The organism is Streptomyces sp. JLBG701 (assembly GCF_058544905.1).
In genome coordinates, this window is the sequence record NZ_CM178588.1 from 6,754,625 (window position 1) to 6,781,613 (window position 26,989).

The following is a 26,989-nucleotide window of genomic DNA, read 5'->3' on the forward strand; positions in this document are numbered from 1 at the left end:
CGCCGACCGGTCTTCCTCGGTCTTCCTTGATCACCTGATCATTTCGAAGGCGTCTCCCGGCTCGTCGAGCTCACGCTGCAGCCCGCCCCTGGGTGGGTTCGGAATGCGCGGCTCACGCACGCCCGCGCCTCCGCCGCCCTCCCCCTCGCCGAGGTCGAACCACACGGTGATCACGGCGCCGCGCGGTACCTCGGCCCCGGGTGGCGGGTACTGCCGTACGACGTAGTCCACGACGGCGAGATGGAAGTCGGGCCGGTCGGGCGCGGCGAGCAGCACGCCTTGCGCCTCGGCCGTCTGGCGCGCGTCCATGGCCATCAGGCCGACAAGCCGTGGTACGCGCACTTCGGGTGTTTTGGGTGGTATGCGCACAGATGTCACCCCCAGCGGTACTGGCAGGGTAACCCCCGCCACGCGCCTGCCGGAAGCGCCAAGTGTCTTTCTGTAGCAGGTAGTTACTGTGCGTTACAGATCAAGTCGGTAGCAGTTCCCTTGCCTCTTCGGCTCCGACGTCGTGAAGACCTCGGTGAGACGCATGCCCAGCCGCCTGGTGACCTCGATCGAGCGGGTGTTGTCGGCCTGGACCATCGCCACCACACTCCGCACGCCCGCCGAGCGCACTCGCTCCAGCGTCATCTGCGCGGCCGCCGTGGCGTATCCCCTGCCCCAGAAGTCCCGCCCCAGCCGCCAGCCGATCTCGATCTCGCCCTTGGGTCCCCACTCGCCCGGCCACGGCTGGGCACCGGTGAAGCCGATGACCCGGCCGGACTCGTCGAGCATGGTCCACAGACAGAAGCCGTGCTCGGCGTCGTGCCGCCGCTGGCGGGCGGTGAGCTCCTCGTAGACGGACAGCTCGGCCGACCGGCCGCCGTGGAACTCCATGACGTCCGGGTCGTCGAAGACCCTGTGCCACGCGACGGCGTCCTCGTCGGTGGGAACACGCAGCCGGACTATGGGGAGAGCTCGGTTCACTGGGGCAGCCCTTCAGCCGGGTGATCAGTACCGCTGAATAGACTGCCCATGTCCAGTGCCCGTCGGCACGTAGTTTCCGAACCTTGGGGAGATCCCGTCGTGACCGAGCCCCTCTCCGAAAACACCGCCGATGTCATCGTCGTCGGCGCGGGGCCAGCAGGCTCCACCACCGCGTACTACCTCGCGAAGGCCGGGCTCGACGTACTGCTGCTGGAGAAGACCAGCTTCCCGCGCGAGAAGGTGTGCGGTGACGGCCTGACCCCGCGAGCCACCAAGCAGCTCGTCTCGATGGGCATCGACATCTCCGAGGAGGCCGGCTGGCTCCGCAACAAGGGCCTGCGGATCATCGGCGGCGGCTCCCGCCTCCAGCTGGACTGGCCGGAACTCGCCTCCTTCCCCGACTACGGTCTCGTCCGCAAGCGCGACGACTTCGACGAGCAACTCGCCCGCCAGGCCCAGAAGGCGGGCGCCCGCCTCCACGAGCGCTGCAACGTCGGCGCCCCGATCATCGACGACCGCACCGGCCGCATCACGGGCGTGCACGCGAAACTCGGCGAGGACAAGCGGGAGGTCACCTTCCACGCGCCGCTCGTCGTGGCCGCCGACGGCAACTCCACGCGCCTGTCCCTGGCGATGGGCCTGCACCGCCGCGAGGACCGCCCGATGGGCGTCGCGGTCCGCACGTACTTCACCTCCCCGCGCCACGAGGACGACTACTTGGAGTCCTGGCTGGAACTGTGGGACCGCCGCGGCCCCGAGGACCGCCTCCTGCCCGGCTACGGCTGGATCTTCGGCATGGGCGACGGCACGTCCAACGTCGGCCTGGGTGTCCTGAACACCTCGGACTCCTTCAAGGAACTGGACTGGCGCGAGGTCCTGAAGGCCTGGTGCGCGTCGATGCCGGAGGACTGGGGCTACACGCCGGAGAACATGACCGGCCCCATTCGCGGCGCGGCCCTCCCGATGGCCTTCAACCGCCAGCCCCACTACACGAAGGGCCTGCTGCTGGTCGGCGACGCGGGCGGCCTGGTGAACCCCTTCAACGGCGAGGGCATCGCCTACGCCATGGAGTCCGGCCAGATCGCCGCCGACGTCATCGTCCAGGCCCACGCGCGCGCGACGCCGGCCCAGCGAGAGATCGCCCTCCAGCGCTACCCGCGCGTCCTCAAGGACACCTACGGCGGCTACTACACACTGGGCCGCGCCTTCGTGAAGCTCATCGGCAATCCCCAGGTCATGAAGATCGCGACCCAACGCGGCCTGACCCACCCGCTGCTGATGAAGTTCACGCTGAAGATGCTCGCGAACCTGACCGACCCGACGGGCGGCGACGCGATGGACCGCATCATCAACGGCCTGAGCAAGGTGGCCCCGAAGGCGTAAGCGGCCCGTGGCCGTGACCGTGCCCGTGCTCATGGGCGTGTGTTGTGAGGATGCTGTGGTGGCCGGGAAGCGGGGTTCCGGCCTCCGCCGCCCCTCCCTACCCTCCCGTAGTCATGACAACAGAACACCCGCAGCACCCCCAGGACCCACAGGAGCGGACCGAGCAGTCCGGCCACACCCGTAGACGCTTCCTGGCCGCCGCCGGGGGAGCGGTGGGCGCCACCGCCTTATGGCCGGCCGGGAGCGCGTCCGCGGCCCCCTCGGGCCCCCGCGTCGCCGTCCTCGGCGGCGGAGTCTCCGGCCTCAGCGCCGCCCACGAACTCGCCGAGCGCGGCTACGCGGTGACCGTCTACGAGTACTACGACGTCCTGGGCGGCAAGGCCCGCTCGATGGACTTTCCCGGCACGGGCGCGGACGGCCGCAACCCCCTGCCCGCCGAACACGGCTTCCGCTTCTTCCCCGGCTTCTACCGGAACCTGCCCGACACCATGCGCCGCATCCCCTTCGCCGGAAACGCCGACGGTGTCCGCGGCAACCTCCGCGGCGGCACGGAGGCCCTCTTCGCCCGCTCCGGCGGCCGCCCCGACCTCCACTTCCCGCTCCGCCGCCTGACCACCCCGCCCGCCCCCGGAGACCTCACCCCGTCCTGGATCCGCGACCAGCTGCTGTCCGTCCTGGACCTGGGCACCCGCCTCCCCGCCCACGAGGCCGCCTACTTCGCCGACCGGCTCCTGGTCCACCTCACCAGCTGCGACGCCCGCCGCGAGGACCAGTGGGAGAAGGTCTCCTGGTGGGACTTCATCCGTGCCGAGGAGATGAGTGAGGAGTACCAGACGCTCCTCGGCATCGGACAGACCCGCAACCTCGTCGCCACGCGCGCGGAGGTCGCCTCGACCCGGACCGTCGGCCGCGTCATCATCGAGGCCCTGCTGCTGTGGGGCCTGCTCGGCCGCGGCATGGACGGCGACGCCGACGTCGACCGCGTCCTCAACGCCCCCACGAGCGAGGCGTGGATCGACCCCTGGGAGACGCACCTGCGCTCCCTCGGCGTCGAGTTCGTCCTCGGCACCCGGGTCCAGGAGGTCCTCTACGAGGGCGGCCGGGTGACCGGCGTACGGGTCTCGGCCCGCGAGGGCGGCCAGGAGCGCACCGTCACCGCCGACCACTACGTCTCCGCCCTGCCCGTCGAACACGCCCGCCGCACCTGGGGATCCGCCCTGCGCGCGGCCGACCCGCAGCTCGCCAGGTGCGACGCGCTCCAGACGGACTGGATGGTCGGCGTGATGTTCTATCTGCGCACGCCCACACCCGTCGTGCACGGCCACATCAACTGCCTCGACTCACCGTGGTCCGTGACCGGCATCGGACAGGCGCAGTTCTGGGACGTACGGGACTTTTCGGCGGACTACGGCGACGGCGCCGCCCACGACTGTCTGTCGACGATCATCTCGGAGTGGGACAAGCCCGGGATCCTGTACGGCAAGACGGCCCGTGAGTGCACCAAGGACGAGATCGTGGCCGAGTTGTGGGCCCAGCTGAAGGACGGCCTCAACGACTCCGCCAAGACGACGCTCACGGACGACGACCGCCTCGGCTGGTTCATGGACCCGGCGGTGACGGGCCTCGGCGGCCCCGACCCGCAGAACCGCGAGCAACTCCTGATCCACCCGACGGGCACGCTCTACAACCGCCCCTCGGCCGCCACGAAGGTGCCGAACTTCTTCCTCGCCGGCGACTACGTCCGCACCGACGTGGACCTGGCGACCATGGAGGGCGCCAACGAGTCCGCCCGCCGCGCCGTCAACGCCCTGCTGGACGCGGACAATTCGGGCGCCGAGCGCTGTGGGATCCAGGAGCTGTACCGGCCCTCGGAGATGGAACCGCTGAAACGCGTCGACGAACTCCGCTACCGCCTGGGCCTGCCCAACACCTTCGACCTGGGATGACTGGGTACAGCATGACTGGGTGCGTCATGACCGGGTAGGGGGAAGGGCCGCTGCCCCCGAGCGGCTGCGGCCCTTCACTCCTTACGGCGCTACAGCGCGCGTCGCTCGTCAGAGCACGCGCACCGCGCCCGTCGCCGGGTACCCGGAGAGGTCCTGGATGACGACGCCCTTGGAGGGGTTCGCCGCGTCGAGGTACTGGCCGTCCCCGATGTACACGCCCACGTGGTACGCCGAGCCCGCGGAGCCCCAGTACAGGATGTCGCCGACCTGGACGTTGGAGAGGGAGACCGGCGTACCGGCCGTCGACTGGTCCTGCGAGACGCGCGGCAGGTCGACGCCGACCTGCTTGAACGCGGCCTGGACGAGACCGGAGCAGTCCCACGCGTTGGGGCCGGTGCCTCCGCTGATGTAGGCGTCGCCCACCTGCGCCTTGAGGAAGGCGATGACCGTCGCGACGCTGCCGCTGGCCGGCGCGGACGCGGTCGTGCTGGTGGACGTGAGAGTGGTCCGCTCGGCGGACCGGGAGGCGGCAGCGGCGGCTGCCTTGCGGGCCGCTTCGGCCTTCCTCGTGGCCTCGGCCTTCGCCTTGGCCTCGGCGAGGTTCTTCTTGGCCTGCTGGGCGGCGTCGGCGGCGGCCGCGTCGCGCTCGGCCTGGAGCTCGTACTGCGCCGCGGCCAGCTGGGTGGCGTCCGCGGACTGTGCTACCTGGGCGGCCAGGTCGGCCGTGAGGGCGGGCAGTTCGAGCGTCTGCGTCGTCTCGGCAGCGCTCGCCGAACCCGACGCGGCAGCCACTGCCATGGTGCTGAGAACGCCACCGGCAACTCCTGCCCGCATCGCGATTTTCGACGCGCTGCGGCGGGGCTTCCGGTGGCTGCGTATGTGAGCGGTGTGGGGCATGAGAACAACCGGTATCAGGGGCTCCTCCATACCTTCAAGAAACGTGTGCTGCGCCACAATTGTTCAACCGGCACCCCGAATTCCTCACCCGTCACTCTTTATTGACGCCGTAACGGACATAGCGGACCTGGCGGATCAAGCCTGTGATCATGACCTTTCGTCGTTACGTCCGAATTGTCTGACGCCTACCACCTGTTGAGCTGGGTGGCCAAGCCCCGTTCTCATCCGGCTCTCACGGTGTGGTGCAGGTCACGGAACGGTCACCGCGAGGGTGGCGTCACGCGCGTAGATCCGACCTGACTCGCTCGTGAACGCGCGCACGCGTCCACATCCCGCCGCGCGGGTCCCCCTCATGTGTGAATGCGGCTCACTATCAAGGCGCCGAGTCCAGCACCAATTTGCATGCAGAGGAACTCTCTTGATATTGAGACTCCTCCCGAAACCCGCAGCAACGAGCGGAAATGTCACCTCTGGTGATCACTCGGACGCTTCTCGTGTGAAGATCACCGCTCGTCCGACTTCATGATCCATCGTCAGGTGGTGGAGATCACAAAGCTTGTGTAATACCCCGTGTCGCAGATCACAGAGCGGCGGGCATAAGATGCGAGGCAGTTGGGCTTGTGACCTGCTTCACATGTTCGCGATCTTCGTCGGGACGAATGGAGTTCGTGGGGCGGATGAGACGGGTGTGAAGTCCGATGCCATCGCCAGCAGTCAGTGCCGACTGAGAGGAGCGAGGAGCGGTGAACGCGTATGCGCCCATCCTCGTACTGGGAGCCCTCGGGGCAGGCTTTGCGATCTTCTCCGTGGTCATGGCCACGCTGATCGGTCCGAAGCGATACAACCGGGCCAAGCTCGAGGCCTACGAGTGCGGGATCGAGCCGACCCCTACGCCGGCCGGCGGCGGGCGCTTCCCCATCAAGTACTACCTGACGGCGATGCTCTTCATCGTCTTCGACATCGAGATCGTCTTCCTCTACCCCTGGGCCGTCACCTTCGACGCCCTGGGTGTTTTCGGGCTCGTGGAGATGTTGCTCTTCGTGCTCACCGTCTTCGTCGCCTACGCGTACGTATGGCGGCGCGGCGGCCTGGAATGGGACTGAGAGGCCTTTAACTCATGGGACTCGAAGAAAAGCTGCCGAGCGGCTTCCTGCTGACCACCGTCGAGCAGGCCGCGGGCTGGGTGCGCAAGGCGTCCGTCTTCCCCGCCACGTTCGGCCTCGCCTGCTGCGCCATCGAGATGATGACCACCGGCGCGGGCCGCTACGACCTGGCGCGCTTCGGCATGGAGGTCTTCCGCGGATCTCCCCGCCAGGCGGACCTGATGATCGTCGCCGGCCGGGTGAGCCAGAAGATGGCGCCCGTGCTGCGGCAGGTCTACGACCAGATGCCGAATCCCAAGTGGGTGATCTCCATGGGGGTCTGCGCCTCGTCGGGCGGCATGTTCAACAACTACGCGATCGTGCAGGGCGTCGACCACATCGTCCCGGTCGACATCTATCTGCCCGGCTGCCCGCCGCGGCCCGAGATGCTGTTGGACGCGATTCTCAAGCTCCATCAGAAGATCCAGACCTCCAAGCTCGGCGTGAACGCCGAGGAGGCGGCCCGCGAGGCGGAGGAAGCGGCTCTCAAGGCACTCCCCACGATCGAGATGAAGGGGCTGCTGCAGTGAGTGACGCGAACGGCACCAACGGAGTCAACCCGGAGAAGGACCTGGGTACCTCCAACCTCCCCGGACAGCGCGGCGAGGGCGGTGAGGAGATCCGCGTCCAGCGCGGCATGTTCGGTGCCAACAACGGCGGCGACACCTCCGGCTACGGCGGCCTGGTCCGCTCGGTCCGCCTCCCGGGACCGGCGAGCAGGCCCTACGGCGGCTGGTACGACGAGGTCGCCGACGAGCTGGAAGGCGCCCTGGAGGAACAGGGCCTGCTGCCCGAGAACGCGATCGAGAAGACGATCGTCGACCGCGACGAGCTCACCTTCCACATCGAACGCGAGCACCTGCTCCGCGTCGCCCGCACCCTGCGCGACGACCCGGCCCTGCGCTTCGAACTCTGCACCGGGGTCAGCGGCGTCCACTACCTGCAGGACAAGGGCCGCGAGCTGCACGCCGTCTACCACCTGCGCTCGATCACCCACAACCGGCTGATCCGCCTCGAAGTCAGCGCCCCGGACGCCGACCCGCACATCCCGTCCCTGGTCTCCGTCTATCCGACGAACGACTGGCACGAGCGCGAGACGTACGACTTCTTCGGCATCGTCTTCGACGGCCACCCGGCCCTGACGCGGATCATGATGCCGGACGACTGGCCGGGCCACCCGCAGCGCAAGGACTATCCGCTCGGCGGCATCCCCGTCGAGTACAAGGGCGCCCAGATCCCGGCTCCGGACCAGCGGAGGTCGTACTCATGAGCACGCAGTCAGCATCCGCCCGTGAAACGACCGAGGGCACTGTATATACGGTCACCGGCGGCGACTGGGACGAGGTCGTCCAGTCCGCGGCCCGTGCCGACGACGAGCGCATCGTCGTCAACATGGGCCCCCAGCACCCGTCCACCCACGGCGTGCTCCGCCTGATCCTGGAGATCGAGGGCGAGACGGTCACCGAGGCCCGCTGCGGCATCGGCTATCTCCACACCGGCATCGAGAAGAACCTCGAGTTCCGCACGTGGACGCAGGGCACCACCTTCGTCACACGCATGGACTACCTGACGTCCTTCTTCAACGAGACCGCCTACTGTCTCGCCGTCGAGAAGCTCCTCGGCATCGAGGACCAGATCCCCGACCGGGCCACCCTCATCCGTGTGCTCCTGATGGAGCTCAACCGGCTCTCCTCCCACCTGGTGTGCATCGCCACCGGCGGCATGGAGCTCGGCGCCACCACGATCATGATCTACGGATTCCGTGATCGTGAAATGATTCTCGATATCTACGAGCTCATCACGGGCCTGCGGATGAACCACGCGTACATCCGCCCCGGCGGACTCGCCCAGGACCTGCCGCCCGGCGCGGTGGACCAGATCCGCGAGTTCGTGAAGAAGATGCGGAAGAACCTTCCCGAGTACGACAAGCTCGCCACCGGGAACCCCATCTTCAAGGCCCGTATGCAGGACGTCGGTTACCTCGACCTGGCCGGCTGCATGGCCCTCGGCGCCACCGGCCCGATCCTGCGCTCCACCGGCCTCCCGCACGACCTGCGCAAGGCGCAGCCCTACTGCGGCTACGAGAACTTCGACTTCGACGTCCCCACCGCCGACTCCTGTGACTCCTACGGCCGCTTCCTGATCCGCCTGGAGGAGATGCGGCAGTCGCTCAGGATCGTCGAGCAGTGTCTGGACCGGCTGCAGCCCGGGCCGGTCATGGTCGCCGACAAGAAGATCGCCTGGCCGGCCCAGCTGGCCCTGGGACCGGACGGCCTGGGCAACTCCCTGGACCACATCAAGAAGATCATGGGCACCTCCATGGAGGCCCTGATCCACCACTTCAAGCTGGTGACCGAGGGCTTCCGCGTCCCGCCGGGACAGGCGTACGCGGCGGTCGAGTCACCCAAGGGCGAACTCGGGGTGCACGCCGTGTCCGACGGAGGCACCCGCCCCTACCGGGTCCACTTCCGGGACCCGTCCTTCACCAACCTGCAGGCCATGGCGGCGATGTGCGAGGGCGGCCAGGTCGCCGACGTCATCGTCGCCGTCGCGTCCATCGACCCCGTGATGGGAGGCGTCGACCGGTGACCACCACCCCCGAGGGCGTCAGCCTGGGCATGCCCCAACTGCCCGCGCCCGCCTACCCGGACGACGTTCGAGCCCGGCTCGAAACGGACGCGCGCGAGGTCATCGCCCGCTACCCGGACTCCCGGTCCGCCCTGCTGCCGTTGCTGCATCTCGTGCAGGCGGAGGAGGGCCATGTCACGCGCACCGGGATGCAGTTCTGCGCGGACATGCTGGACCTGACCACCGCCGAGGTCACCGCGGTCGCGACCTTCTACACCATGTACCGGCGCGGGCCGAGCGGTGACTACCAGGTCGGCGTCTGCACCAACACCCTGTGTGCGGTGATGGGCGGCGACGCGATCTTCGAGCAGCTCCAGGAGCACCTGGGTGTCGGCAACGGTGAGACCACCGACGACGGCAAGGTCACCCTGGAGCACATCGAGTGCAACGCGGCCTGCGACTTCGCGCCGGTCGTGATGGTCAACTGGGAGTTCTTCGACAACCAGACCCCGGCGAGCGCCAAGCGTCTCGTCGACGACCTCCGCGCGGGACGGCCGGTCGAGCCCACGCGCGGGGCGCCGCTGTGCACCTTCAAGGAGACCGCCCGGATCCTGGCGGGCTTCCCCGACGAACGCGACGGGGCCGTGGAGGCGAGCGGCAGCGCGGGGCCGGCATCACTCATCGGGCTGCGTCTGGCCAAGGGCGAGACGCATGCTGCGCGCGTAGTACATCCGCGTGGTGAGGGCCCCCAGGGTGAGCGGTCGGCCGACCGGGCCACTGAGGAGGGGGAGTGATGACCTTGGCACCCGAGATCAAGGACACGAGTCCGGAGAAGCTGCTCGCACCCGTGCTGTCGGCCTTCTGGGACGAGGACAGGTCCTGGACGCTGGACGTCTACCGAAGGCACGACGGATACGAGGGGCTCCGCAAGGCGCTCGCCATGTCGCCGGACGACCTCATCGCGTACGTCAAGGAGTCCGGTCTGCGCGGCCGGGGCGGCGCGGGATTCCCCACGGGAATGAAATGGCAATTCATTCCCCAAGGGGATGGCAAGCCTCACTATCTAGTTGTCAACGCCGACGAATCGGAGCCCGGAACGTGTAAGGACATTCCGCTCCTCTTCGCGAACCCGCATAGCCTCGTCGAGGGCATTGTCATCGCGTGTTATGCCATCAGGTCGTCGCATGCCTTCATCTATCTGCGTGGTGAAGTCGTCCCAGTGCTGCGGCGGTTGCACGAGGCCGTGCGCGAGGCCTACGCGGCCGGCTACCTCGGCGAGAACATCCTGGGCAGCGGGCTCAACCTTGAGCTCACCGTGCACGCGGGCGCGGGCGCGTACATCTGCGGTGAGGAGACCGCACTACTCGACTCGCTCGAAGGCCGCCGGGGTCAACCGCGGCTCCGTCCCCCCTTTCCTGCCGTCGCAGGGCTCTATGCGTGCCCAACTGTTGTAAATAACGTCGAGTCGATCGCGTCAGTTCCCGCGATCCTGCACAAAGGAAAAGAGTGGTTCAGGTCGATGGGCAGCGAGAAGTCCCCGGGCTTCACGCTCTACTCGCTCAGCGGCCACGTCACCAACCCCGGTCAGTACGAGGCCCCGCTCGGCATCACGCTCCGCCAGCTCCTGGAGATGAGCGGCGGCATGCGGGCCGGCCACCGGCTCAAGTTCTGGACACCGGGTGGTTCCTCGACGCCGATGTTCACCGAGGAGCACCTCGACGTCCCTCTTGATTACGAAGGAGTGGGCGCTGCGGGTTCCATGCTCGGCACAAAAGCTCTCCAGTGCTTCGACGAGACCACGTGCGTCGTCCGTGCCGTCACCCGCTGGACCGAGTTCTACGCCCACGAGTCCTGCGGCAAGTGCACGCCGTGCCGTGAAGGGACGTACTGGCTCGTGCAGTTGCTGCGCGACATCGAGGCCGGCAAGGGCGTCATGTCCGACCTCGACAAGCTGAACGACATCGCCGACAACATCAACGGCAAGTCCTTCTGCGCCCTCGGCGACGGCGCCGCCTCGCCGATCTTCTCCTCGCTCAAGTACTTCCGCGAGGAGTACGAGCAGCACATCACCGGCCGGGGCTGCCCCTTCGACCCGGCCAAGTCGACGGTGTGGGCCGACCGCACGGAGGTGAACGCATGACTGTGACCACCAGCGCTCCCTCCGGTGGGGGAGAGGCGGCGGTTCCGCCGGAAGATCTCGTCTCGCTGACGATCGACGGTGTCGAGATCAGCGTGCCCAAGGGCACCCTGGTCATCCGGGCCGCCGAGCAGCTCGGCATCGAGATCCCCCGCTTCTGCGACCACCCCCTCCTCGACCCGGCCGGCGCCTGCCGCCAGTGCATCGTCGAGGTCGAGGGCCAGCGCAAGCCCATGGCGTCCTGCACGATCACCTGTACGGACGGGATGGTCGTCAAGACTCACCTCACCTCGCCCGTCGCCGAAAAGGCCCAGCACGGTGTGATGGAGCTGCTCCTCATCAACCACCCGCTGGACTGCCCGGTCTGCGACAAGGGCGGCGAGTGCCCCCTGCAGAACCAGGCCATGTCGCACGGCCAGTCGGAGTCCCGCTTCGAGGGCAAGAAGCGGACGTACGAGAAGCCCGTCCCGATCTCCACCCAGGTGCTGCTCGATCGCGAGCGGTGCGTGCTGTGCGCCCGCTGCACCCGCTTCTCCAACCAGATCGCGGGCGACCCGATGATCGAGCTGCTGGAGCGGGGCGCGCTCCAGCAGGTGGGCACCGGTGAGGGCGACCCCTTCGAGTCGTACTTCTCCGGGAACACCATCCAGATCTGCCCGGTCGGCGCGCTCACGTCTGCGGCATACCGCTTCCGCTCCCGCCCCTTCGACCTCGTCTCCTCGCACTCCGTGTGCGAGCACTGCTCCGGCGGCTGCGCCACACGCACCGACCACCGGCGCGGCAAGGTCATGCGCCGCCTCGCGTCCACCGACCCCGAGGTCAACGAGGAGTGGATCTGCGACAAGGGGCGGTTCGGGTTCCGGTACGCGCAGCAGCGGGACCGGCTCCAGACGCCTCTGGTGCGTAACGCCGAGGGGGAACTGGAGCCTGCCTCCTGGCCGGAGGCCCTGCAGATCGCCGCTCAGGGGCTCCTCGCGTCGCGCGGGCGTACCGGCGTCCTGACCGGCGGGCGGCTCACCGTCGAGGACGCCTACGCCTACAGCAAGTTCGCGCGCGTGGCGCTCGACACGAACGACATCGACTTCCGCGCGCGCGTGCACAGCAGCGAGGAGGCCGACTTCCTGGCCGCCCGGATCGCCGGCCGCGGCCGTGACCTCGACGGTACGGGCGTCACGTACACCTCCCTGGAGAAGGCACCGGCCGTTCTGTTGGCCGGGTTCGAGTCCGAGGAGGAGGCGCCCGGCGTCTTCCTGCGGCTGCGCAAGGCCTGGCGGGGGCACGGACAGAAGGTCTACTCGCTGGCCACGCACGCGACGCGCGGCCTGGAGAAGGCCGGCGGCACGCTGCTGCCGGCCGCTCCCGGCACCGAGACCGAGTGGCTGGACGCGCTCGCGAGCGGGTTCGGCCTGGAGGGCGACGGCGCGAAGGCCGCCGAGGCGCTGCGCGCCGAGGGCGCGGTGATCCTCGTGGGCGAGCGGCTGGCGGCCGTGGCAGGCGGGCTGACCGCCGCCGTACGAGCCTCTGCGGCGACCGGCGCCCAGCTGGTGTGGATCCCGCGCCGGGCGGGGGAGCGCGGTGCCGTGGAGGCGGGCGCGCTGCCCTCGCTGCTGCCGGGCGGGCGTCCGGCTACCGACCCGCGCGCGCGGGACGAGGTCGCCGCCGTGTGGGGCCTCGCCGAACTCCCGCACCGCTACGGGCGTGACACCGGCCAGATCGTCGAGGACGCCGCCGGCGGTGAGCTTCAGGCGTTGCTCGTCGCGGGCGTGGACATCGACGACCTGCCCGATCCGGCACGCGCGCGTGAAGCACTTCACGAGGTGGGCTTCCTGGTGTCGCTAGAGCTGCGGCCCAGCGAGGTCACCGAACTCGCCGATGTCGTCCTGCCTGTCGCCGCGGTCGCCGAGAAGGCCGGTACCTTCCTCAACTGGGAGGGCCGGGTCCGCCTCTTCGAGGCCGCGCTCAAGCCCGAGCAGATGACCCGCCGCCTCGCGCCGACCGACGCGCGTGCGCTGCAGATGCTGGCCGACGCCATGGACGTACACCTGGGTCTGCCGGATCTGCGCACCGCGCGCGCGGAGTTGGACCGGCTCGGCGCCTGGGACGGGCCCCGGGCCACCGACCCCCTCGAAACCGCCGCCCAGTTGCCGCGGCCGGCCGCCGGTGAAGCCGTGCTCGCCGGGCACCGGCTGCTGCTCGACCGGGGGCGCCTCCAGGAGGGCGACGAGGCGCTCGCCGGGACCCGGCACGCGGCACACGCGCGCGTGTCGGCGGCGACGGCCGCGGAGGCGGGCGTCAAGGACGGTGACGTCCTCGCGGTGACCGGATCCGCGGGAACCGTCGAACTGCCCCTCGCGATCACCGAGATGCCCGACCGGGTGGTCTGGCTCCCGCTGAACTCCGTCGGCGGCGGCGTCGCCTCCGACACCGGGGCGCGACCCGGCTCCCTCGTCCGCATCGGCCCGGCGACGCTCGCCGCCGACGCTCCCAAGGAGGTGGAGGCATGAGCCCGTACCTCGCAGCTGAAGACCTCTCGATGTTCGGCACCGACCCCTGGTGGCTGGTCGTCGTCAAGGCGGTCTTCTGCTTCGCCTTCCTGATGGTGACCGTGCTGTTCTCCATCGTGTGGGAGCGCAAGGTCGTCGCCTGGATGCAGCTGCGCATCGGCCCAAACCGGCACGGCCCCTGGGGCATGCTCCAGTCGCTCGCCGACGGCGTGAAACTGATGCTCAAGGAAGACCTCATCGTCAAACGCGCGGACAAGGTGGTCTACGTCCTCGCGCCGATCGTCGCGGCCATCCCGGCCTTCATGGCGATCGCGGTGATCCCCTTCGGGCCGGCCGGCAACGAGGTCTCGATCTTCGGCCACCGCACCACGATGCAGCTCACCGATCTGCCGATCGCGATGCTGTACATCCTCGCGGTCGCCTCGGTGGGCATCTACGGCATCGTCCTCGCGGGTTGGAGTTCTGGATCCACCTATCCGCTCCTCGGCGGCCTGCGCTCCTGCGCGCAGATGATCTCGTACGAGATCGCGATGGGCGCCGCGTTCGCCTCGGTTTTCCTCTACTCGGGTTCGATGTCGACGTCGACGATCGTCGAGCAGCAGCAGGACCGCTGGTACATCGTCCTGCTGCCGGTCTCCTTCGTGATCTACATCGTGACGATGGTCGGCGAGACCAACCGCGCCCCCTTCGACATGCCGGAGTCCGAGGGCGACCTGGTCGGCGGCTTCAACACCGAGTACTCGTCGATCAAGTTCGCGCTGTTCATGCTCGCCGAGTACGTGAACATGGTGACGGTCTCGGCCGTGTCGATCACGCTCTTCCTGGGCGGCTGGCGGGCCCCCTGGCCGGTCAGCACCTTCTGGGAGGGCGCGAACCACGGCTGGTGGCCGATGCTCTGGTTCACGATCAAGGTCCAGTTGCTGCTGTTCTTCTTCATCTGGCTGCGCGGCACGCTCCCACGCGTCCGCTACGACCAGCTGATGAAGCTCGGCTGGAAGGTCCTCATCCCGGTCTCCGTGGTCTGGCTGATGCTCGTCGCGACCGTGCGGACCCTCAGGAACGAGAACTACGACTTCGCCGACATCGCCCTCTACATCGGCGGCGGCGTCCTCGCCCTGCTGCTGATCTCCTTCATCGCCGACATGTTCCGCGACCGCGGCAAGGCTCAGGAGCCGCCCGCCGAGGCGGCGGCCTTCGACCCGATGGCGGGCGGGTTCCCCGTACCGCCGCTGCCGGGACAGGAGTTGCCGGCGGTGCCGCGGCGCGGTGCGCGCCGGGAGCGGGAGCTGATTGTCAGTGGTGGGTCGGATACTGCGAGTGACGGATCGATTGGCGGATCTCGTGATGGAAAGGAGGCGTCCGATGGCTGAGGAGCCAAAGGAGACCGGGCAGACGAAGCCTGGCTTCCAGAACCCCGTGGCCGGCTTCGGCGTGACCTTCAAGGCCATGTTCAAGAAGCGGCTGACCGAGCAGTACCCCGAGCAGCAGAAGACCACCGCTCCGCGATTCCACGGACGGCACCAGCTCAACCGCCATCCGGACGGCCTGGAGAAGTGCGTCGGCTGCGAGCTGTGCGCCTGGGCCTGCCCCGCCGACGCCATCTATGTGGAGGGCGCCGACAACACGGAGGAGGAGCGCTACTCCCCGGGCGAGCGGTACGGGCGGGTCTACCAGATCAACTACGCCCGCTGCATCCTGTGCGGCCTGTGCATCGAGGCGTGCCCCACGCGCGCGTTGACGATGACGAACGAGTTCGAGCTCGCCGACAGCAGCCGCGCCAACCTCATCTACACCAAGGAACAGCTGCTGGCCGGCCTTGAAGAGGGCATGGTCGACTCGCCGCACGCCATCTACCCGGGGATGGACGAGCAGGACTACTACCGGGGCCTGGTGACGGAGGCCGCGCCCGGCACGGAGCCGCAAGTCGCCGTCTCCAAGGGCGAGAAGCCCGAAGAAGAGGGGGTGGGAGCATGAGCGCGCAGCTCGCCGCCTACTCCACCTCCACGGGTGAGGCCTTCCAGTTCTGGGTCCTGGGCACGGTCGCGGTGATCGGCGCCCTGTGCACCGTCTTCATGAAGAAGACCGTGCACAGCGCGCTCAGCCTCGCCGGGACCATGATCATCCTGGCGGTGTTCTACCTCGCGAACGGCGCCTACTTCCTGGGCGTCGTGCAGATCATCGTCTACACCGGCGCGATCATGATGCTGTTCCTCTTCGTGGTGATGCTGGTCGGCGTGACGGCCGCGGACTCGCTGAAGGAGACCATCAAGGGCCAGCGCTGGCTGGCCCTTGTCTGTGGGCTCGGCTTCGGCATCCTCCTGGTCGCGGGCATCGGCAACGCGTCCCTCACGGAGTTCAACGGCCTGGCGCAGGCGAACGCGAACGGCAACGTGGAGGGCCTGGCGACCCTCATCTTCACCAAGTACGTCTTCGCCTTCGAAATCACCGGCGCCCTGCTGATCACGGCCGCCGTCGGCGCCATGGTGCTCACGCACCGCGAGCGCACCGAGCGCCCCAAGACCCAGCGCGAACTGTCCGAGCAGCGGGTCCGCGAGGGCAAGCACGTACCGCCGCTGCCGGCGCCGGGTGTGTACGCCCGGCACAACGCGGTGGACATCGCGGGCCTGTTGCCCGACGGCACGACGTCCGAGCTCACCGTCAGCAAGACGCTGCGCGAGCGCGGGCAGATCCGTGACGTGTCCACCGACGCGATCAACGACCTGCGGGCCCTGGAGCAGCGCTCCGAGGAGCGCCTGGAGCGCACGAACAGCGGGGAGGCGTCGAAGTGAACCCGGTCAACTACCTCTATCTCGCCGCCCTGTTGTTCACGATCGGTGCCACCGGCGTGCTGATCAGGCGCAACGCGATCGTCGTCTTCATGTGCATCGAGCTCATGCTCAACGCCTGCAACCTCGCGTTCGTCGCCTTCTCCCGTATGCACGGCAATCTCGACGGCCAGATCATCGCCTTCTTCACGATGGTCGTCGCCGCCGCGGAGGTCGTGGTGGGGTTGGCGATCATCGTGTCCCTGTTCCGTTCCCGCCACTCGGCCTCGGTCGACGACGCCAGCCTGATGAAGCTCTGAGGGGTCGCTGAATCGTGGAGAACCTGATTGCGCTGCTGGTGGCGGCGCCACTGCTCGGAGCGGCCGTACTGCTGTGCGGCGGTCGGCGCCTGGACGCCGTCGGTCACTGGATCGGCACGGCCCTGGCGGCCGCCTCCTTCGTGATCGGCCTCGTCCTCTTCGCCGACCTGCTCGGCAAGGACGCCGAGAACCGGACGCTGACCCAGCACCTGTTCAGCTGGATCCCGGTCGAGGGCTTCCAGGCGGACGTCGCCTTCCAACTCGACCAGCTGTCGATGACGTTCGTGCTGTTGATCAGCGGCGTCGGCTCGCTGATCCACCTGTACTCGGTCGGGTACATGGAGCACGACGAGCGGCGCCGCCGCTTCTTCGGCTACCTGAACCTGTTTCTCGCGGCGATGCTGCTGCTGGTCCTCGCCGACAACTACCTCCTGCTGTACGTCGGCTGGGAGGGCGTCGGCCTGGCGTCCTACCTCCTGATCGGCTTCTGGCAGCACAAGCCCAGCGCGGCGACCGCGGCCAAGAAGGCCTTCCTGGTCAACCGGGTCGGCGACATGGGCCTGTCGATCGCGATCATGCTGATGTTCACGACGTTCGGGACCTTCGCCTTCGGCCCGGTGCTCGGCACCCACGAAGAGGCGGGGCTCGTCGGCGACACGAGCGAGGGCAAGCTCACCGCCATCGCCCTGATGCTGCTGCTCGCCGCCTGCGGCAAGTCCGCCCAGGTGCCGCTGCAGTCCTGGCTCGGGGACGCGATGGAGGGCCCGACCCCGGTCTCGGCCCTCATCCACGCCGCGACCATGGTGACCGCGGGCGTGTACCTGATTGTCCGCTCGGGAGCCGTCTTCAACGGCGCGCCCGACGCGCAGCTGGCGGTCACCGTCGTCGGTGCCGTCACGCTCCTCTTCGGTGCGATCGTCGGTTGCGCGAAGGACGACATCAAGAAGGCACTGGCCGGCTCGACCATGTCGCAGATCGGCTACATGGTCCTCGCCGCGGGCCTCGGCCCCATCGGCTACGTCTTCGCGATCATGCACCTGGTGACGCACGGCTTCTTCAAGGCCGGGCTGTTCCTCGGCGCCGGTTCGGTCATGCACGGCATGAACGACGAGGTCGACATGAGGAAGTACGGCGGCCTCCGCAAGTACATGCCGGTCACCTTCATCACCTTCGGCCTCGGCTACCTCGCCATCATCGGCTTCCCCGGTCTGTCCGGCTTCTTCTCCAAGGACAAGATCATCGAAGCGGCCTTCGCCAAGGGCGGCACCGAGGGCTGGATCCTCGGCGGCGCGGCCCTGCTCGGCGCGGCCATCACCGCGTACTACATGACGCGCGTGATGCTGATGACGTTCTTCGGCGAGAAGCGCTGGCAGCCCGACGGGGACGGCCACGAGCCGCACCCGCACGAGTCGCCGAAGTCCATGACGATCCCGATGATCGTGCTGGCCTTCGGATCGGTCTTCGCCGGCGCCTTGTTCAGCGCCGGCGACCGCTTCCTGAACTGGCTGGAGCCCGTCACCGGGCACGACCACGGCGACGCGCCGATCAGCGCGACGACGGTCACGCTGGCCACGATGGTCGTGCTCGTCCTCGGAGTGGCCGCCGCCTACGGCCAGTACGGCCGCCGCCCGGTCCCGGTCGTCGCCCCGCGCGGGTCGCTGCTCACCCGGGCCGCCCGCCGCGACCTGCTCCAGGACGACTTCAACCACGTCGTCCTCGTCCGCGGCGGAGAGCACCTCACGCGCTCCCTGGTGTACGTCGATCACACCCTGGTCGACGGCGTCGTCAACGGCACAGCGGCCTCGATGGGTGGCCTCTCCGGACGGCTGCGCAAGCTGCAGAACGGCTATGCGCGCAGTTACGCGGTCTCGATGTTCGGCGGTGCGGCCATCCTCGTCGCCGCGACCCTGCTGATGAGGGCGGTCTGATACCGATGTCCTTTCCCCTCCTGACAGCGACGGCGGTGCTCCCGGCGATCGGGGCGATCGCCACGGCCGCCGTGCCGGCCACGCGGCGCACCGCAGCCAAGTGGCTGGCGCTACTCGTCTCGCTCGCCACCCTCGCCCTCGCCATCACCGTCCTGGTGCGTTTCGACCCGGACGGCGACCGCTACCAGCTCACCGAGTCCCACGCCTGGATCGCGGACTTCGGGGTCAAGTACGAGCTGGGCGTGGACGGCATCGCGGTGGCGCTCGTCGCGCTGACCGCCCTGCTGATCCCGTTCATCATCCTGGCGGGCTGGCACGACGCCGACCCGCTGGAGACCGGGAGCAAGCGCTGGCGGCCCACTCAGGGCTTCTTCGCCCTGATCCTGGGCGTCGAGGCGATGGTGATCATCTCCTTCGAGGCCACCGACGTCTTCCTCTTCTACATCTTCTTCGAAGCCATGCTGATCCCGATGTACTTCCTCATCGGCGGCTTCGGGGACCGTGCCCACGAGCACGGCGAGGAGACGGCGTCGACGCAACGGTCGTACGCGGCCGTGAAGTTCCTTCTCTACAACCTGGTCGGCGGCCTCATCATGCTGGCCGCGGTGATCGGCCTCTATGTGGTGGCCGGGAACTTCTCGCTCCAGGAGATCGCCGAGGCGCGGGCCAACGGCACGCTCGACATGGCGACCAACACCGAGCGCTGGCTGTTCCTCGGCTTCTTCTTCGCCTTCGCGGTGAAGGCCCCGCTGTGGCCGCTGCACACCTGGCTGCCCAACGCCATGGGGGAGGCCACCGCCCCGGTGGCCGTGCTGATCACGGCGGTCGTCGACAAGGTGGGCACCTTCGCGATGCTTCGCTTCTGCCTCCAGCTGTTCCCGGAGGCCTCGAAGTGGGCGACGCCCGTCATCCTCGTACTGGCGCTGATCAGCATCGTCTACGGGGCGCTGCTCGCGGTCGGCCAGCGGGACATCAAGCGGCTGGTGGCGTACGCGTCGATCTCGCACTTCGGGTTCATCATCATGGGCATCTTCGCGATGACCAGCCAGGGCCAGTCGGGCGCGACGCTCTACATGGTCAACCACGGCATTTCCACGGCCGCGTTGATGCTGGTCGCCGGCTTCCTGATCTCCCGGCGCGGTTCGCGGCTCATCGCGGACTACGGGGGCGTGCAGAAGGTCGCCCCGGTGCTCGCCGGCACATTCCTGGTGGGCAGCCTCGCGACGCTCTCGCTGCCTGGGCTCGCGCCCTTCGTGAGTGAATTCCTGGTCCTGGTCGGCACGTTCGCGCGCTACCCGGCGATCGGCATCATCGCCACCTTCGGCATCGTCCTCGCCGCGCTTTACACCCTCGTCCTCTACCAGAGGACGATGACGGGCCCGGTGAAGGCGGAGGTCGCCGAGATGCCGGACCTGCGGGTGCGGGAGCTCCTGGTCGTGGCACCGCTGATCGCGCTGCTGATCTTCCTGGGCGTCTACCCGAAGCCCGTCACGGACATCGTCAACCCGGCGGTCGAACAGACCATGTCCGACGTACACAAGAAGGACCCCCAGCCCGAGGTGGAGGCCGCCAAGTGAGCGCAACAGTCGTCCACAGCCTGTGGACAACCGCGGCCGATCCGATCTCGAAGATCGACACGCCGAAGATCGAATACGCGCAATTGTCACCCACGCTGATCGTCGTCGGTGCGGCGGTCCTCGGGGTGCTGGTCGAGGCGTTCGTCCCGCGCAAGCAGCGTTACTACGCCCAGGTGTTCCTGTCCGTCGTCGCGCTCGTCGCCGCCTTCGCGGCGGTCGTCGCGCTCGCGGCGGACGGGTACGGCACGACCAAGGCGGGCATCGCGGCCATGGGCGCGATCGCCGTCGACGGGCCGGCCCTCTTCCTGCAGGGCACGATCCTGCTGGCAGGCCTGGTCGGCCTGTTCACCTTCGCCGAGCGGCGGCTGGACCCGGAGGCGCACGGCAACCGGGTCGACTCGTTCGCCGCGCAGGCCGCGTCCGTGCCGGGCAGCGACAGCGAAAAGGCCGCGGTCAAGGCCGGGTTCACCACCACCGAGGTGTTCCCGCTGCTGCTGTTCGCGATCGCCGGCATGTTGGTCTTCCCCTCGGCCAACGACCTGCTGACCCTCTTCATCGCTCTGGAAGTCTTCTCGCTCCCGCTGTACCTGATGTGCGCCCTGGCCCGCCGCAAGCGGCTCATGTCGCAGGAGGCCGCGGTCAAGTACTTCCTGCTCGGCTCGTTCGCCTCCGCGTTCACCCTGTTCGGCATCGCGCTGCTCTACGGGTACGCCGGCTCGGTGTCGTACGCGACGATCGCGCAGGTCGTCGACGGGACCGTCACCACCGTCGACCCGGCGCTCGTGGACACCATGGGCAACGACGCGCTGCTGCTCATCGGCGGCGCGATGATCGTCATGGGCCTGCTGTTCAAGGTGGGCGCCGTCCCGTTCCACATGTGGACGCCCGACGTCTACCAGGGCGCACCGACTCCGGTCACCGGATTCATGGCGGCGGCGACGAAGGTGGCGGCGTTCGGCGCCCTGCTCAGGCTCCTCTACGTCGTGCTGCCGGGCCTGCGCTGGGACTGGCGGCCGGTCATGTGGGCCGTCGCGATCGTCACCATGCTGGGCGGTGCGATCGTCGCGATCACGCAGACCGACATCAAGCGGCTGCTGGCGTACTCGTCGATCGCGCACGCGGGCTTCATCCTCGCGGGCGTCATCGCGACCACGCCGGACGGTGTCTCGTCCGTCCTCTTCTATCTGGCCGCGTACTCGTTCGTGACGATCGGCGCGTTCGCGGTCGTCACGCTCGTCCGGGACGCGGGCGGCGAGGCGACGCACCTGTCCAAGTGGGCGGGGCTCGGGCGCCGTTCGCCGCTGGTCGCGGCCGTGTTCGCGGTGTTCCTGCTGGCCTTCGCCGGCATTCCGCTGACCTCCGGCTTCGCCGGGAAGTTCGCCGTGTTCAAGGCGGCGGCGGAAGGCGGGGCGGCCCCGCTGGTCGTGGTCGGTGTGATCTCGTCCGCGATCGCCGCGTTCTTCTACATCCGCGTGATCGTGCTCATGTTCTTCAGCGAGCCACGGCCCGACGGCCCGACGGTCGCCGTGCCGTCGCCGCTGACGATGACGGCGATCGGGGTGGGCGTCGCGGTCACGCTGGTGCTCGGTGTGGCGCCGCAGTACTTCCTGGATCTGGCCAACCAGGCAGGGGTGTTCGTGCGCTGACCTGCGGTGCTTGTGCGGTGGGCCCCGGTTTCCCTGGTGGGAGCCGGGGCCCGCGTCTGTGCCCGGTCAGGTTGTCGGGCACGTCACCGCGGGATTGAAGCCCTTGAACAGCCCGTCGGGGTTGGACTTGTAGATCCACGCGTGCAGGGTGAAGTGACCGGGCAGCTGGTCCTCGTCGAACTTCCTGCCGAACAGCTCGGGCGTGGCCTGGCCCGTGTCCTCGACGACCCACTCCACGGCGATCAACTTGCGGCCGTACGGCCCGTCCTCGTACAGCACGGCGGCCGGGGTGGCCGGGTCCAGGGAGTTGATGTACTCCGGGTTGACGTAGTGGTAGCCCATCTTCGGGACGCACTCGTCCGTGTGCTCGTACCCGTCATTGATGGCGAGCGGTTCGTACCCGTACGACCCCGTCGCCGTGTACGTCTCCGTCAGCTCCGTCCATACGAACGGGTCAGGGTCGGGGCTCTGCGCGGCATGCGCCGGTACGGCGGTCAGCGCGAAGGGCGCGGCTAGCGCGACGGTGAGGGCGGCCTTGAGGGACCGAGAGGGCATGGTGTGACTCCTTGAGCGGGAGAGACGCGCTCGTACGGCGCGCTGTCAGTCGAGAGGGCGGGCCTCCCCAGCCCGCCCGAGCAGCATGTCCCCGCCCGCGTAAGCCCTGCCAGGTGACAGGGGCCATTGGACTGAGCACGGAACGTCACCGGGGCCGACCTGTGGATAACTCGGGCGCTGTCGGTGCGGACCCCTATCGTGGAGGCAGTGGTCGAGGCGCGACGTACGGGGGACGGAACGATGGGTGGGACGGGTGGGATCGGTGCGATGACAGCGGTAGCCGAGAGCAGCGAGGCGTTGGCCACGCTGCACAGGGTCTTCGGATACGACGCGTTCCGAGGCGAGCAGGAAGCGGTCATCGAGCATGTGGTGGCCGGCGGGGACGCGGTCGTCCTCATGCCGACCGGCGGCGGCAAGTCGCTGTGCTACCAGATTCCGTCCCTGGTCAGACCCGGTACGGGGATCGTCGTCTCCCCGCTCATCGCCCTGATGCAGGACCAGGTGGACGCGCTGCGGGCGCTGGGCGTGAACGCCGGGTTCATGAACTCCACGCAGGACTTCGACCAGCGGCGGGTGGTGGAGGCCGAGTTCCTGGCCGGCGAGCTGGACCTGCTCTATCTGGCACCGGAGCGGCTGCGCCTCGACTCCACCCTGGAGCTGCTCTCGCGCGGCAAGATCGCGGTCTTCGCGATCGACGAGGCGCACTGCGTGTCCCAGTGGGGCCACGACTTCCGCCCCGACTATCTGGCCCTGTCGCTGCTCGGCGAGCGCTGGCCGGACGTCCCACGGGTCGCGCTCACGGCCACGGCCACGGACGCGACCCACAAGGAGATCACCCAGCGGCTGGGCATGCCGACGGCCCGGCACTTCGTGGCGAGCTTCGACCGGCCCAACATCCAGTACCGGATCGTGCCCAAGGCGGACCCCAAGAAGCAGCTGCTGAGCTTCCTGCGGGAGGAGCACGCGGGCGACGCGGGCATCGTCTACTGCCTCTCGCGCAAGTCGGTTGAGGCGACGGCCGAGTTCCTCTCCCGAAACGGCATCGAGGCGGTCCCGTACCACGCGGGCCTGGACTCGGGCACCCGCGCGGCGCACCAGTCCCGCTTCCTGCGGGAAGAGGGTCTGATCGTGGTGGCGACCATCGCCTTCGGGATGGGCATCGACAAGCCGGACGTCCGATTCGTCGCCCACCTCGACCTGCCCAAGTCGGTCGAGGGCTACTACCAGGAGACGGGCCGCGCCGGCCGCGACGGACTGCCCTCCACGGCCTGGATGGCGTACGGCCTCAACGACGTCATACAGCAGCGCAAGATGATCCAGTCGGGCGAGGGCGACGAGGCGTTCCGGCGCCGGGCCGCCGCGCACCTGGACTCGATGCTGGCGCTGTGCGAGACGGCCCAGTGCCGACGGGGCCAACTGCTCGCCTACTTCGGCCAGGACCCGGATCCCGCGGGCTGCGGCAACTGCGACACCTGCCTCACCCCGCCGGAGACCTGGGACGGCACCGTCGCGGCGCAGAAGGTGCTGTCGACGGTGGTGCGCCTCCAGCGGGAGCGCGGGCAGAAGTTCGGCGCGGTGCAGATCGTCGACATCCTGATGGGCAAGCGCACCGGCAAGGTGATCCAGTTCGACCATGACCAGCTGTCCGTGTTCGGTATCGGTGAGGACCTCGCCGAGGGTGAATGGCGCGGTGTCGTACGGCAGTTGCTGGCGCAGGGGCTGCTGTCGGTCGAGGGGGAGTACGGCACGCTGGTGCTGACGGAGGCCAGCGGATCGGTGCTGCGGCGTGAGCGCGAGGTGCCGCTGCGCAAGGAACCGAAGAAGCCGGCCTCGGCGAAGTCGGCCGGGTCCTCTTCCGGCAGGGGCGACCGCAAGCCCAAGGCCGCCGCGGCCGAGCTGCCCGAGGCGCTGCTCCCCGCCTTCGAGGCCCTGCGTGCCTGGCGTGCGGAGCAGGCCCGTGAGCAGGGCGTCCCGGCGTACGTCATCTTCCACGACGCCACGCTGAGAGAGATCGCCACGGTCTGGCCGAAGTCGGTGGCGGAGCTCGGCGGCATCAGCGGCGTCGGCGAGAAGAAGCTGGTGACCTACGGCGAGGGGGTCCTCGGGGTGCTGGCGTCGCTGGGCGGGGTGCCCGGAGGCGCCGCGGCCCAGGCGGGCGGCGACGCGGTGTCCGAGGACCCTGACTGGCCGGAGATGGACATGGAGCCGGAGCCGGAGGACTGGATATAGAGGACTGGATATAGAGGGTCGCGGCCAGGCGGGGGCGGTGGCCTCCCCGGCCCCCGCACCTCCCCGCGCCCTCGGCTACGTCAGTGCCGTAAGCCCCGGTCCGAAAGCGATCAGCAGGGGCAGCAGCGGGACCAGTGCCGCTGCCGTCGTCGTGATGGCTCTGCGCCTGCGGTTCAGCCTCGGCGGGGGTTCCAGGAGGCGGTCGACGCGTTCGCCGAGCAGGTGGCGGCTGGACTCGCAGGACAGGACCCCGCGGTGCTGGTTGAGTTCGATCAGGGCCAGCGCGGTGGTGAGGTGGCCGCAGCGGCGGGAGGCAGTGTCGTCGGCGGCCAACTCGACGAGGCGGTGGGTCTGGTCGCAGAAGTGGGCGAACAGCGGGACGCGCGGGAAGCCCGTGGCCAGCGCGGTCGACAGGTGCAGCAGCCAGTCGTGGTGGGCGCGGGCGTGACCGCGTTCGTGGGCCAGGACCGCGTCGATCTGGTGACCGGTGAGGCGGTGCAGGGCGCCGGTGGTGACGATGAGCTGGGGCGGGTGACCGGGCATCCACCAGGCGTCGGGGTATTCGTCCTCCAGCACCAGCAGCGGTCCGCGCGCTGCAGGAAGGCCCGCGGGCAGGTCGGGGGCACGTTCGCGCAGGTGGGCCCTTCGTTGCATGCGGCGCCTGCGGGCCTCGGCGAGTTCGCGGGCGAGCATCGCGGTCGTCCAGGCGGCGCCGCAGGCCAGCAGCAGGGTGAGGGCGGCGGCCCAGGCCGGGGCCGCGGAGAGGTCGTACGCGGCGGTCACTGCGGGCGGCGCGGGGGCGAAGACATGGGAGCGGACGGTGTGGAAGACGGAGGTGGTGCCCAGGACGAGGGCCGCGAGACAGCACAGCAGGACGGTGGCGACCAGGCACTGCCACACCCACAGCGCGACCACGGGTTCCCGCTCCGGCCACACGGCTCGGGTCAGGGTGCGGGGTGCCGGCACAGCGGCCGCCAGGGCGACGACGCTCAGCAGGAGCAGGCAGACGGTCATGCCACGGGCTCCGGATCATGGTCGAGGAGGGGTGCGGGTGTCAGGGGGAGTGCTGGGCGTACTTGGCCTACTCGGAGTGCTTGGGGTGTTCGGGCTGCTCTCCGGGGCGGCGAGTGCGGTGCGCGGTACATGCGATGTGTGGTGCGTGGGGAGCGCGGTGCGTGCCGCCCGCCGTCAGTATGACGGTGCCGGGCGCCGGAGTCAGGGGGCAAAGAGAAGTAGAAGCCGCGCGGACGCCCCCCTGCCTCCTCGCCCCGGCTCACCCCACGTACTCGCCGATCGCCTCCCACACAGCCGCCACCACCGCACCGTCATCGACCCCCAGCGCCCGCGCCTCCGTCACGAACCTCCGTGCCAGTGCGGCCAGTTCGGCGGGATCCGGGCGTTGGAGATCCTCCGGGAGGGGAGCCACCCGGGTCCCCGCTCCCCGCCGGGTCCGGATTAGGGATGCCGCCTCCAGCTCGCGGTATGCCCGTGCCACCGTCCCCGCCGCGAGGCCGAGGTCGGCGGCCAGTTGCCGTACCGTCGGCAGGCGTTCGCCCTCGGGGAGGCGGCCCGAGGTGATCAGAGCGGCGAGTTGGGCTCGGATCTGTTCGTACGGCGGGACCGGGCTGGCGGTGTCGACGCGTACGGCGGCGTCGCTCATCGGCGGGCCTTCCCCGCCCGGGGCGAGATGATCGTGACCAGCGACCACGGCACCGTGATCAGCGCGAGCAGGGCCAGCGGCCACAGCAGCCAGTTGGCCACGGTCCCCGCCGTCCCGTCGCAGGTCGTGCCCATCAGCGCGCCTGATGCTGAAGAGGCTGCTCCCGCGAGAGAGGAGGAGACCACCAGGCCCCACGCCGCGACGATCGCCAGCGTCCGGTCGCGGCGGGAGTCCTCGTCGCCGGGGCGGGTCGCGATCCGCCGAAGTGCCCAGCCACAGGCGGCGGTTGAGACGGCGAGGGAGGCCAGCATCGGGGTGCCGTAGTACAGGCCGGGCCAGGGGCCGTGTGACTCGGTCACGCCCCGGCAGGTGACCGCGAACGCGCGGCCCGCCCGCCCCAGGTCGTCCGGCGACGCCACCACCGCGGCCGCCGCCAGCAGGACGATCAGCGTGGCCGCGAGCCCGAGCAACAGGCGGGTCATCCGCGGCGGTACGTAGTCACGGACCCGTCGCGGGGCGAGGCCGGCCGTGCGGACGGTGCCCTGCCGTGGAGCCGTCAGTGCGTCGCCGACCAGTACTCCGGCCACCGCGCACAGTCCGAACACGGGGATGGCGTACAGGATGCCCTCACCGTGGACCAGGGGCGCCAGCCAGCTGGAGGCGAGCGCCCCGACGACCAGGCCGGTCCAGCGGGCGTAGCGGTCGACGGGTGCGCGGGAGGCTGGCGGTGACTTGGCTGCCGGTGACCCGAGTTCGAGCATGA

24 protein-coding genes are annotated in these 26,989 nt (G+C 69.2%); 17 read left to right on the plus strand and 7 right to left on the minus strand.

Going from position 1 to position 26,989, the window contains the following annotated elements; genetic code table 11:
• Nucleotides 1–30: 30 nt before the first annotated feature.
• Complete coding sequence (locus AC5DRG_RS31320; RefSeq protein ID WP_491802829.1) at nt 31–342, minus strand: PASTA domain-containing protein; 312 nt, start codon at nt 340–342, stop codon at nt 31–33.
• 120 nt (nt 343–462) lie between these two features.
• On the minus strand, nt 463–969 hold the full coding sequence (locus tag AC5DRG_RS31325; protein WP_491802830.1) for a GNAT family N-acetyltransferase: 507 nt from the start codon (nt 967–969) through the stop codon (nt 463–465).
• A 48-nt stretch (nt 970–1,017) separates the two neighbouring features.
• On the opposite strand from AC5DRG_RS31325, the gene AC5DRG_RS31330 reads away from it, so the two are divergent.
• Both AC5DRG_RS31330 and AC5DRG_RS31335 read left to right on the plus strand, forming a co-directional pair.
• A complete protein-coding gene (locus AC5DRG_RS31330) occupies nt 1,018–2,352 on the plus strand; it encodes a geranylgeranyl reductase family protein (RefSeq protein WP_491802832.1) in 1,335 nt (444 codons plus the stop codon).
• Nucleotides 2,353–2,465: 113 nt separating this feature from the next.
• Nucleotides 2,466–4,298: a hydroxysqualene dehydroxylase gene (locus AC5DRG_RS31335; protein ID WP_491802833.1), complete on the plus strand. Its 1,833-nt coding sequence runs from the start codon at nt 2,466–2,468 to the stop codon at nt 4,296–4,298.
• A 108-nt stretch (nt 4,299–4,406) separates the two neighbouring features.
• On the opposite strand, the gene AC5DRG_RS31340 is transcribed toward AC5DRG_RS31335, so the two are convergent.
• A complete protein-coding gene (locus AC5DRG_RS31340; RefSeq protein ID WP_491802834.1) occupies nt 4,407–5,225 on the minus strand; it encodes a C40 family peptidase in 819 nt (272 codons plus the stop codon).
• Between the two features lie 713 nt (nt 5,226–5,938).
• On the opposite strand from AC5DRG_RS31340, the gene AC5DRG_RS31345 reads away from it, so the two are divergent.
• The 14 genes from AC5DRG_RS31345 to nuoN are packed head-to-tail and all read left to right on the plus strand — an operon-like array spanning nt 5,939 to nt 21,782.
• Complete coding sequence (locus AC5DRG_RS31345) at nt 5,939–6,298, plus strand: NADH-quinone oxidoreductase subunit A (RefSeq protein WP_007383963.1); 360 nt, start codon at nt 5,939–5,941, stop codon at nt 6,296–6,298.
• A gap of 14 nt (nt 6,299–6,312) precedes the next feature.
• The gene (locus tag AC5DRG_RS31350; RefSeq protein ID WP_147995079.1) at nt 6,313–6,867 is read left to right on the plus strand and encodes a NuoB/complex I 20 kDa subunit family protein; all 555 of its coding nucleotides are present in this window, start codon (nt 6,313–6,315) and stop codon (nt 6,865–6,867) included.
• A complete protein-coding gene (locus AC5DRG_RS31355) occupies nt 6,864–7,607 on the plus strand; it encodes an NADH-quinone oxidoreductase subunit C (protein WP_491802835.1) in 744 nt (247 codons plus the stop codon). The genes AC5DRG_RS31350 and AC5DRG_RS31355 overlap by 4 nt, the downstream gene beginning before the upstream one ends.
• Nucleotides 7,604–8,926, plus strand: coding sequence for an NADH-quinone oxidoreductase subunit D (locus tag AC5DRG_RS31360; protein ID WP_491802837.1), 1,323 nt, complete (start codon nt 7,604–7,606; stop codon nt 8,924–8,926). The genes AC5DRG_RS31355 and AC5DRG_RS31360 overlap by 4 nt, the downstream gene beginning before the upstream one ends.
• A gap of 29 nt (nt 8,927–8,955) precedes the next feature.
• The gene (nuoE, locus tag AC5DRG_RS31365; protein WP_491813214.1) at nt 8,956–9,699 is read left to right on the plus strand and encodes an NADH-quinone oxidoreductase subunit NuoE; all 744 of its coding nucleotides are present in this window, start codon (nt 8,956–8,958) and stop codon (nt 9,697–9,699) included.
• Nucleotides 9,696–11,045, plus strand: coding sequence for an NADH-quinone oxidoreductase subunit NuoF (nuoF, locus tag AC5DRG_RS31370; protein WP_491802838.1), 1,350 nt, complete (start codon nt 9,696–9,698; stop codon nt 11,043–11,045). The genes nuoE and nuoF overlap by 4 nt, the downstream gene beginning before the upstream one ends.
• Entirely contained in the window at nt 11,042–13,546 is a 2,505-nt protein-coding gene (locus AC5DRG_RS31375) for an NADH-quinone oxidoreductase subunit G (RefSeq protein WP_491802839.1), read from the plus strand. The genes nuoF and AC5DRG_RS31375 overlap by 4 nt, the downstream gene beginning before the upstream one ends.
• Nucleotides 13,543–14,916 (plus strand): NADH-quinone oxidoreductase subunit NuoH, encoded by a 1,374-nt coding sequence (gene nuoH, locus AC5DRG_RS31380; protein ID WP_491802840.1) that lies wholly within the window; start codon nt 13,543–13,545, stop codon nt 14,914–14,916. Before AC5DRG_RS31375 ends, nuoH begins: the two co-directional genes overlap by 4 nt.
• Nucleotides 14,909–15,520 carry an NADH-quinone oxidoreductase subunit NuoI gene (gene nuoI, locus AC5DRG_RS31385; RefSeq protein WP_491802841.1) on the plus strand — a complete coding sequence of 204 codons (612 nt, stop codon included), beginning with the start codon at nt 14,909–14,911 and terminating at the stop codon, nt 15,518–15,520. Before nuoH ends, nuoI begins: the two co-directional genes overlap by 8 nt.
• A complete protein-coding gene (locus AC5DRG_RS31390) occupies nt 15,517–16,335 on the plus strand; it encodes an NADH-quinone oxidoreductase subunit J (protein ID WP_491802842.1) in 819 nt (272 codons plus the stop codon). Before nuoI ends, AC5DRG_RS31390 begins: the two co-directional genes overlap by 4 nt.
• A complete protein-coding gene (gene nuoK, locus AC5DRG_RS31395; RefSeq protein WP_003974374.1) occupies nt 16,332–16,631 on the plus strand; it encodes an NADH-quinone oxidoreductase subunit NuoK in 300 nt (99 codons plus the stop codon). Before AC5DRG_RS31390 ends, nuoK begins: the two co-directional genes overlap by 4 nt.
• 14 nt (nt 16,632–16,645) lie before the next feature.
• A complete protein-coding gene (nuoL, locus tag AC5DRG_RS31400) occupies nt 16,646–18,559 on the plus strand; it encodes an NADH-quinone oxidoreductase subunit L (RefSeq protein WP_491802843.1) in 1,914 nt (637 codons plus the stop codon).
• Nucleotides 18,560–18,564: 5 nt separating this feature from the next.
• On the plus strand, nt 18,565–20,136 hold the full coding sequence (locus AC5DRG_RS31405; RefSeq protein WP_491802844.1) for an NADH-quinone oxidoreductase subunit M: 1,572 nt from the start codon (nt 18,565–18,567) through the stop codon (nt 20,134–20,136).
• Nucleotides 20,133–21,782, plus strand: a complete 1,650-nt coding sequence (gene nuoN, locus AC5DRG_RS31410) for an NADH-quinone oxidoreductase subunit NuoN (protein WP_491802845.1) — start codon at nt 20,133–20,135, stop codon at nt 21,780–21,782. The genes AC5DRG_RS31405 and nuoN overlap by 4 nt, the downstream gene beginning before the upstream one ends.
• A gap of 66 nt (nt 21,783–21,848) precedes the next feature.
• On the opposite strand, the gene AC5DRG_RS31415 is transcribed toward nuoN, so the two are convergent.
• The gene (locus AC5DRG_RS31415) at nt 21,849–22,337 is read right to left on the minus strand and encodes a hypothetical protein (RefSeq protein ID WP_491802846.1); all 489 of its coding nucleotides are present in this window, start codon (nt 22,335–22,337) and stop codon (nt 21,849–21,851) included.
• A 240-nt stretch (nt 22,338–22,577) separates the two neighbouring features.
• Here AC5DRG_RS31415 and recQ point away from each other — a divergent pair, with 240 nt between their 5' ends.
• Nucleotides 22,578–24,566: a DNA helicase RecQ gene (gene recQ / locus AC5DRG_RS31420; RefSeq protein ID WP_491802848.1), complete on the plus strand. Its 1,989-nt coding sequence runs from the start codon at nt 22,578–22,580 to the stop codon at nt 24,564–24,566.
• A 75-nt stretch (nt 24,567–24,641) separates the two neighbouring features.
• Here recQ and AC5DRG_RS31425 read toward each other — a convergent pair whose 3' ends face one another.
• The 3 genes from AC5DRG_RS31425 to AC5DRG_RS31435 form a co-directional block, all read right to left on the minus strand.
• A complete protein-coding gene (locus AC5DRG_RS31425; protein ID WP_491802849.1) occupies nt 24,642–25,580 on the minus strand; it encodes a M56 family metallopeptidase in 939 nt (312 codons plus the stop codon).
• Between the two features lie 259 nt (nt 25,581–25,839).
• Nucleotides 25,840–26,226, minus strand: coding sequence for a GntR family transcriptional regulator (locus AC5DRG_RS31430; RefSeq protein WP_491802850.1), 387 nt, complete (start codon nt 26,224–26,226; stop codon nt 25,840–25,842).
• The gene (locus AC5DRG_RS31435) at nt 26,223–26,987 is read right to left on the minus strand and encodes a hypothetical protein (protein ID WP_491802852.1); all 765 of its coding nucleotides are present in this window, start codon (nt 26,985–26,987) and stop codon (nt 26,223–26,225) included. Before AC5DRG_RS31435 ends, AC5DRG_RS31430 begins: the two co-directional genes overlap by 4 nt.
• Between the last annotated feature and the right edge of the window lie 2 nt (nt 26,988–26,989).

Coding starts and splice junctions, on each gene's coding strand:
- recQ (WP_491802848.1), top strand. CDS start 22,578: ATGGGTGGGACGGGTGGGATCGGTGCGATGACAGCGGTAGCCGAGAGC.
- AC5DRG_RS31435 (WP_491802852.1), bottom strand. CDS start 26,987: ATGCTCGAACTCGGGTCACCGGCAGCCAAGTCACCGCCAGCCTCCCGC.
- nuoI (WP_491802841.1), top strand. CDS start 14,909: ATGGCTGAGGAGCCAAAGGAGACCGGGCAGACGAAGCCTGGCTTCCAG.
- AC5DRG_RS31375 (WP_491802839.1), top strand. CDS start 11,042: ATGACTGTGACCACCAGCGCTCCCTCCGGTGGGGGAGAGGCGGCGGTT.
- AC5DRG_RS31425 (WP_491802849.1), bottom strand. CDS start 25,580: ATGACCGTCTGCCTGCTCCTGCTGAGCGTCGTCGCCCTGGCGGCCGCT.
- AC5DRG_RS31415 (WP_491802846.1), bottom strand. CDS start 22,337: ATGCCCTCTCGGTCCCTCAAGGCCGCCCTCACCGTCGCGCTAGCCGCG.
- AC5DRG_RS31390 (WP_491802842.1), top strand. CDS start 15,517: ATGAGCGCGCAGCTCGCCGCCTACTCCACCTCCACGGGTGAGGCCTTC.
- AC5DRG_RS31405 (WP_491802844.1), top strand. CDS start 18,565: ATGTCCTTTCCCCTCCTGACAGCGACGGCGGTGCTCCCGGCGATCGGG.
- nuoE (WP_491813214.1), top strand. CDS start 8,956: ATGCCCCAACTGCCCGCGCCCGCCTACCCGGACGACGTTCGAGCCCGG.
- nuoH (WP_491802840.1), top strand. CDS start 13,543: ATGAGCCCGTACCTCGCAGCTGAAGACCTCTCGATGTTCGGCACCGAC.
- AC5DRG_RS31360 (WP_491802837.1), top strand. CDS start 7,604: ATGAGCACGCAGTCAGCATCCGCCCGTGAAACGACCGAGGGCACTGTA.
- AC5DRG_RS31335 (WP_491802833.1), top strand. CDS start 2,466: ATGACAACAGAACACCCGCAGCACCCCCAGGACCCACAGGAGCGGACC.
- AC5DRG_RS31340 (WP_491802834.1), bottom strand. CDS start 5,225: ATGGAGGAGCCCCTGATACCGGTTGTTCTCATGCCCCACACCGCTCAC.
- AC5DRG_RS31330 (WP_491802832.1), top strand. CDS start 1,018: ATGTCCAGTGCCCGTCGGCACGTAGTTTCCGAACCTTGGGGAGATCCC.
- AC5DRG_RS31430 (WP_491802850.1), bottom strand. CDS start 26,226: ATGAGCGACGCCGCCGTACGCGTCGACACCGCCAGCCCGGTCCCGCCG.
- AC5DRG_RS31350 (WP_147995079.1), top strand. CDS start 6,313: ATGGGACTCGAAGAAAAGCTGCCGAGCGGCTTCCTGCTGACCACCGTC.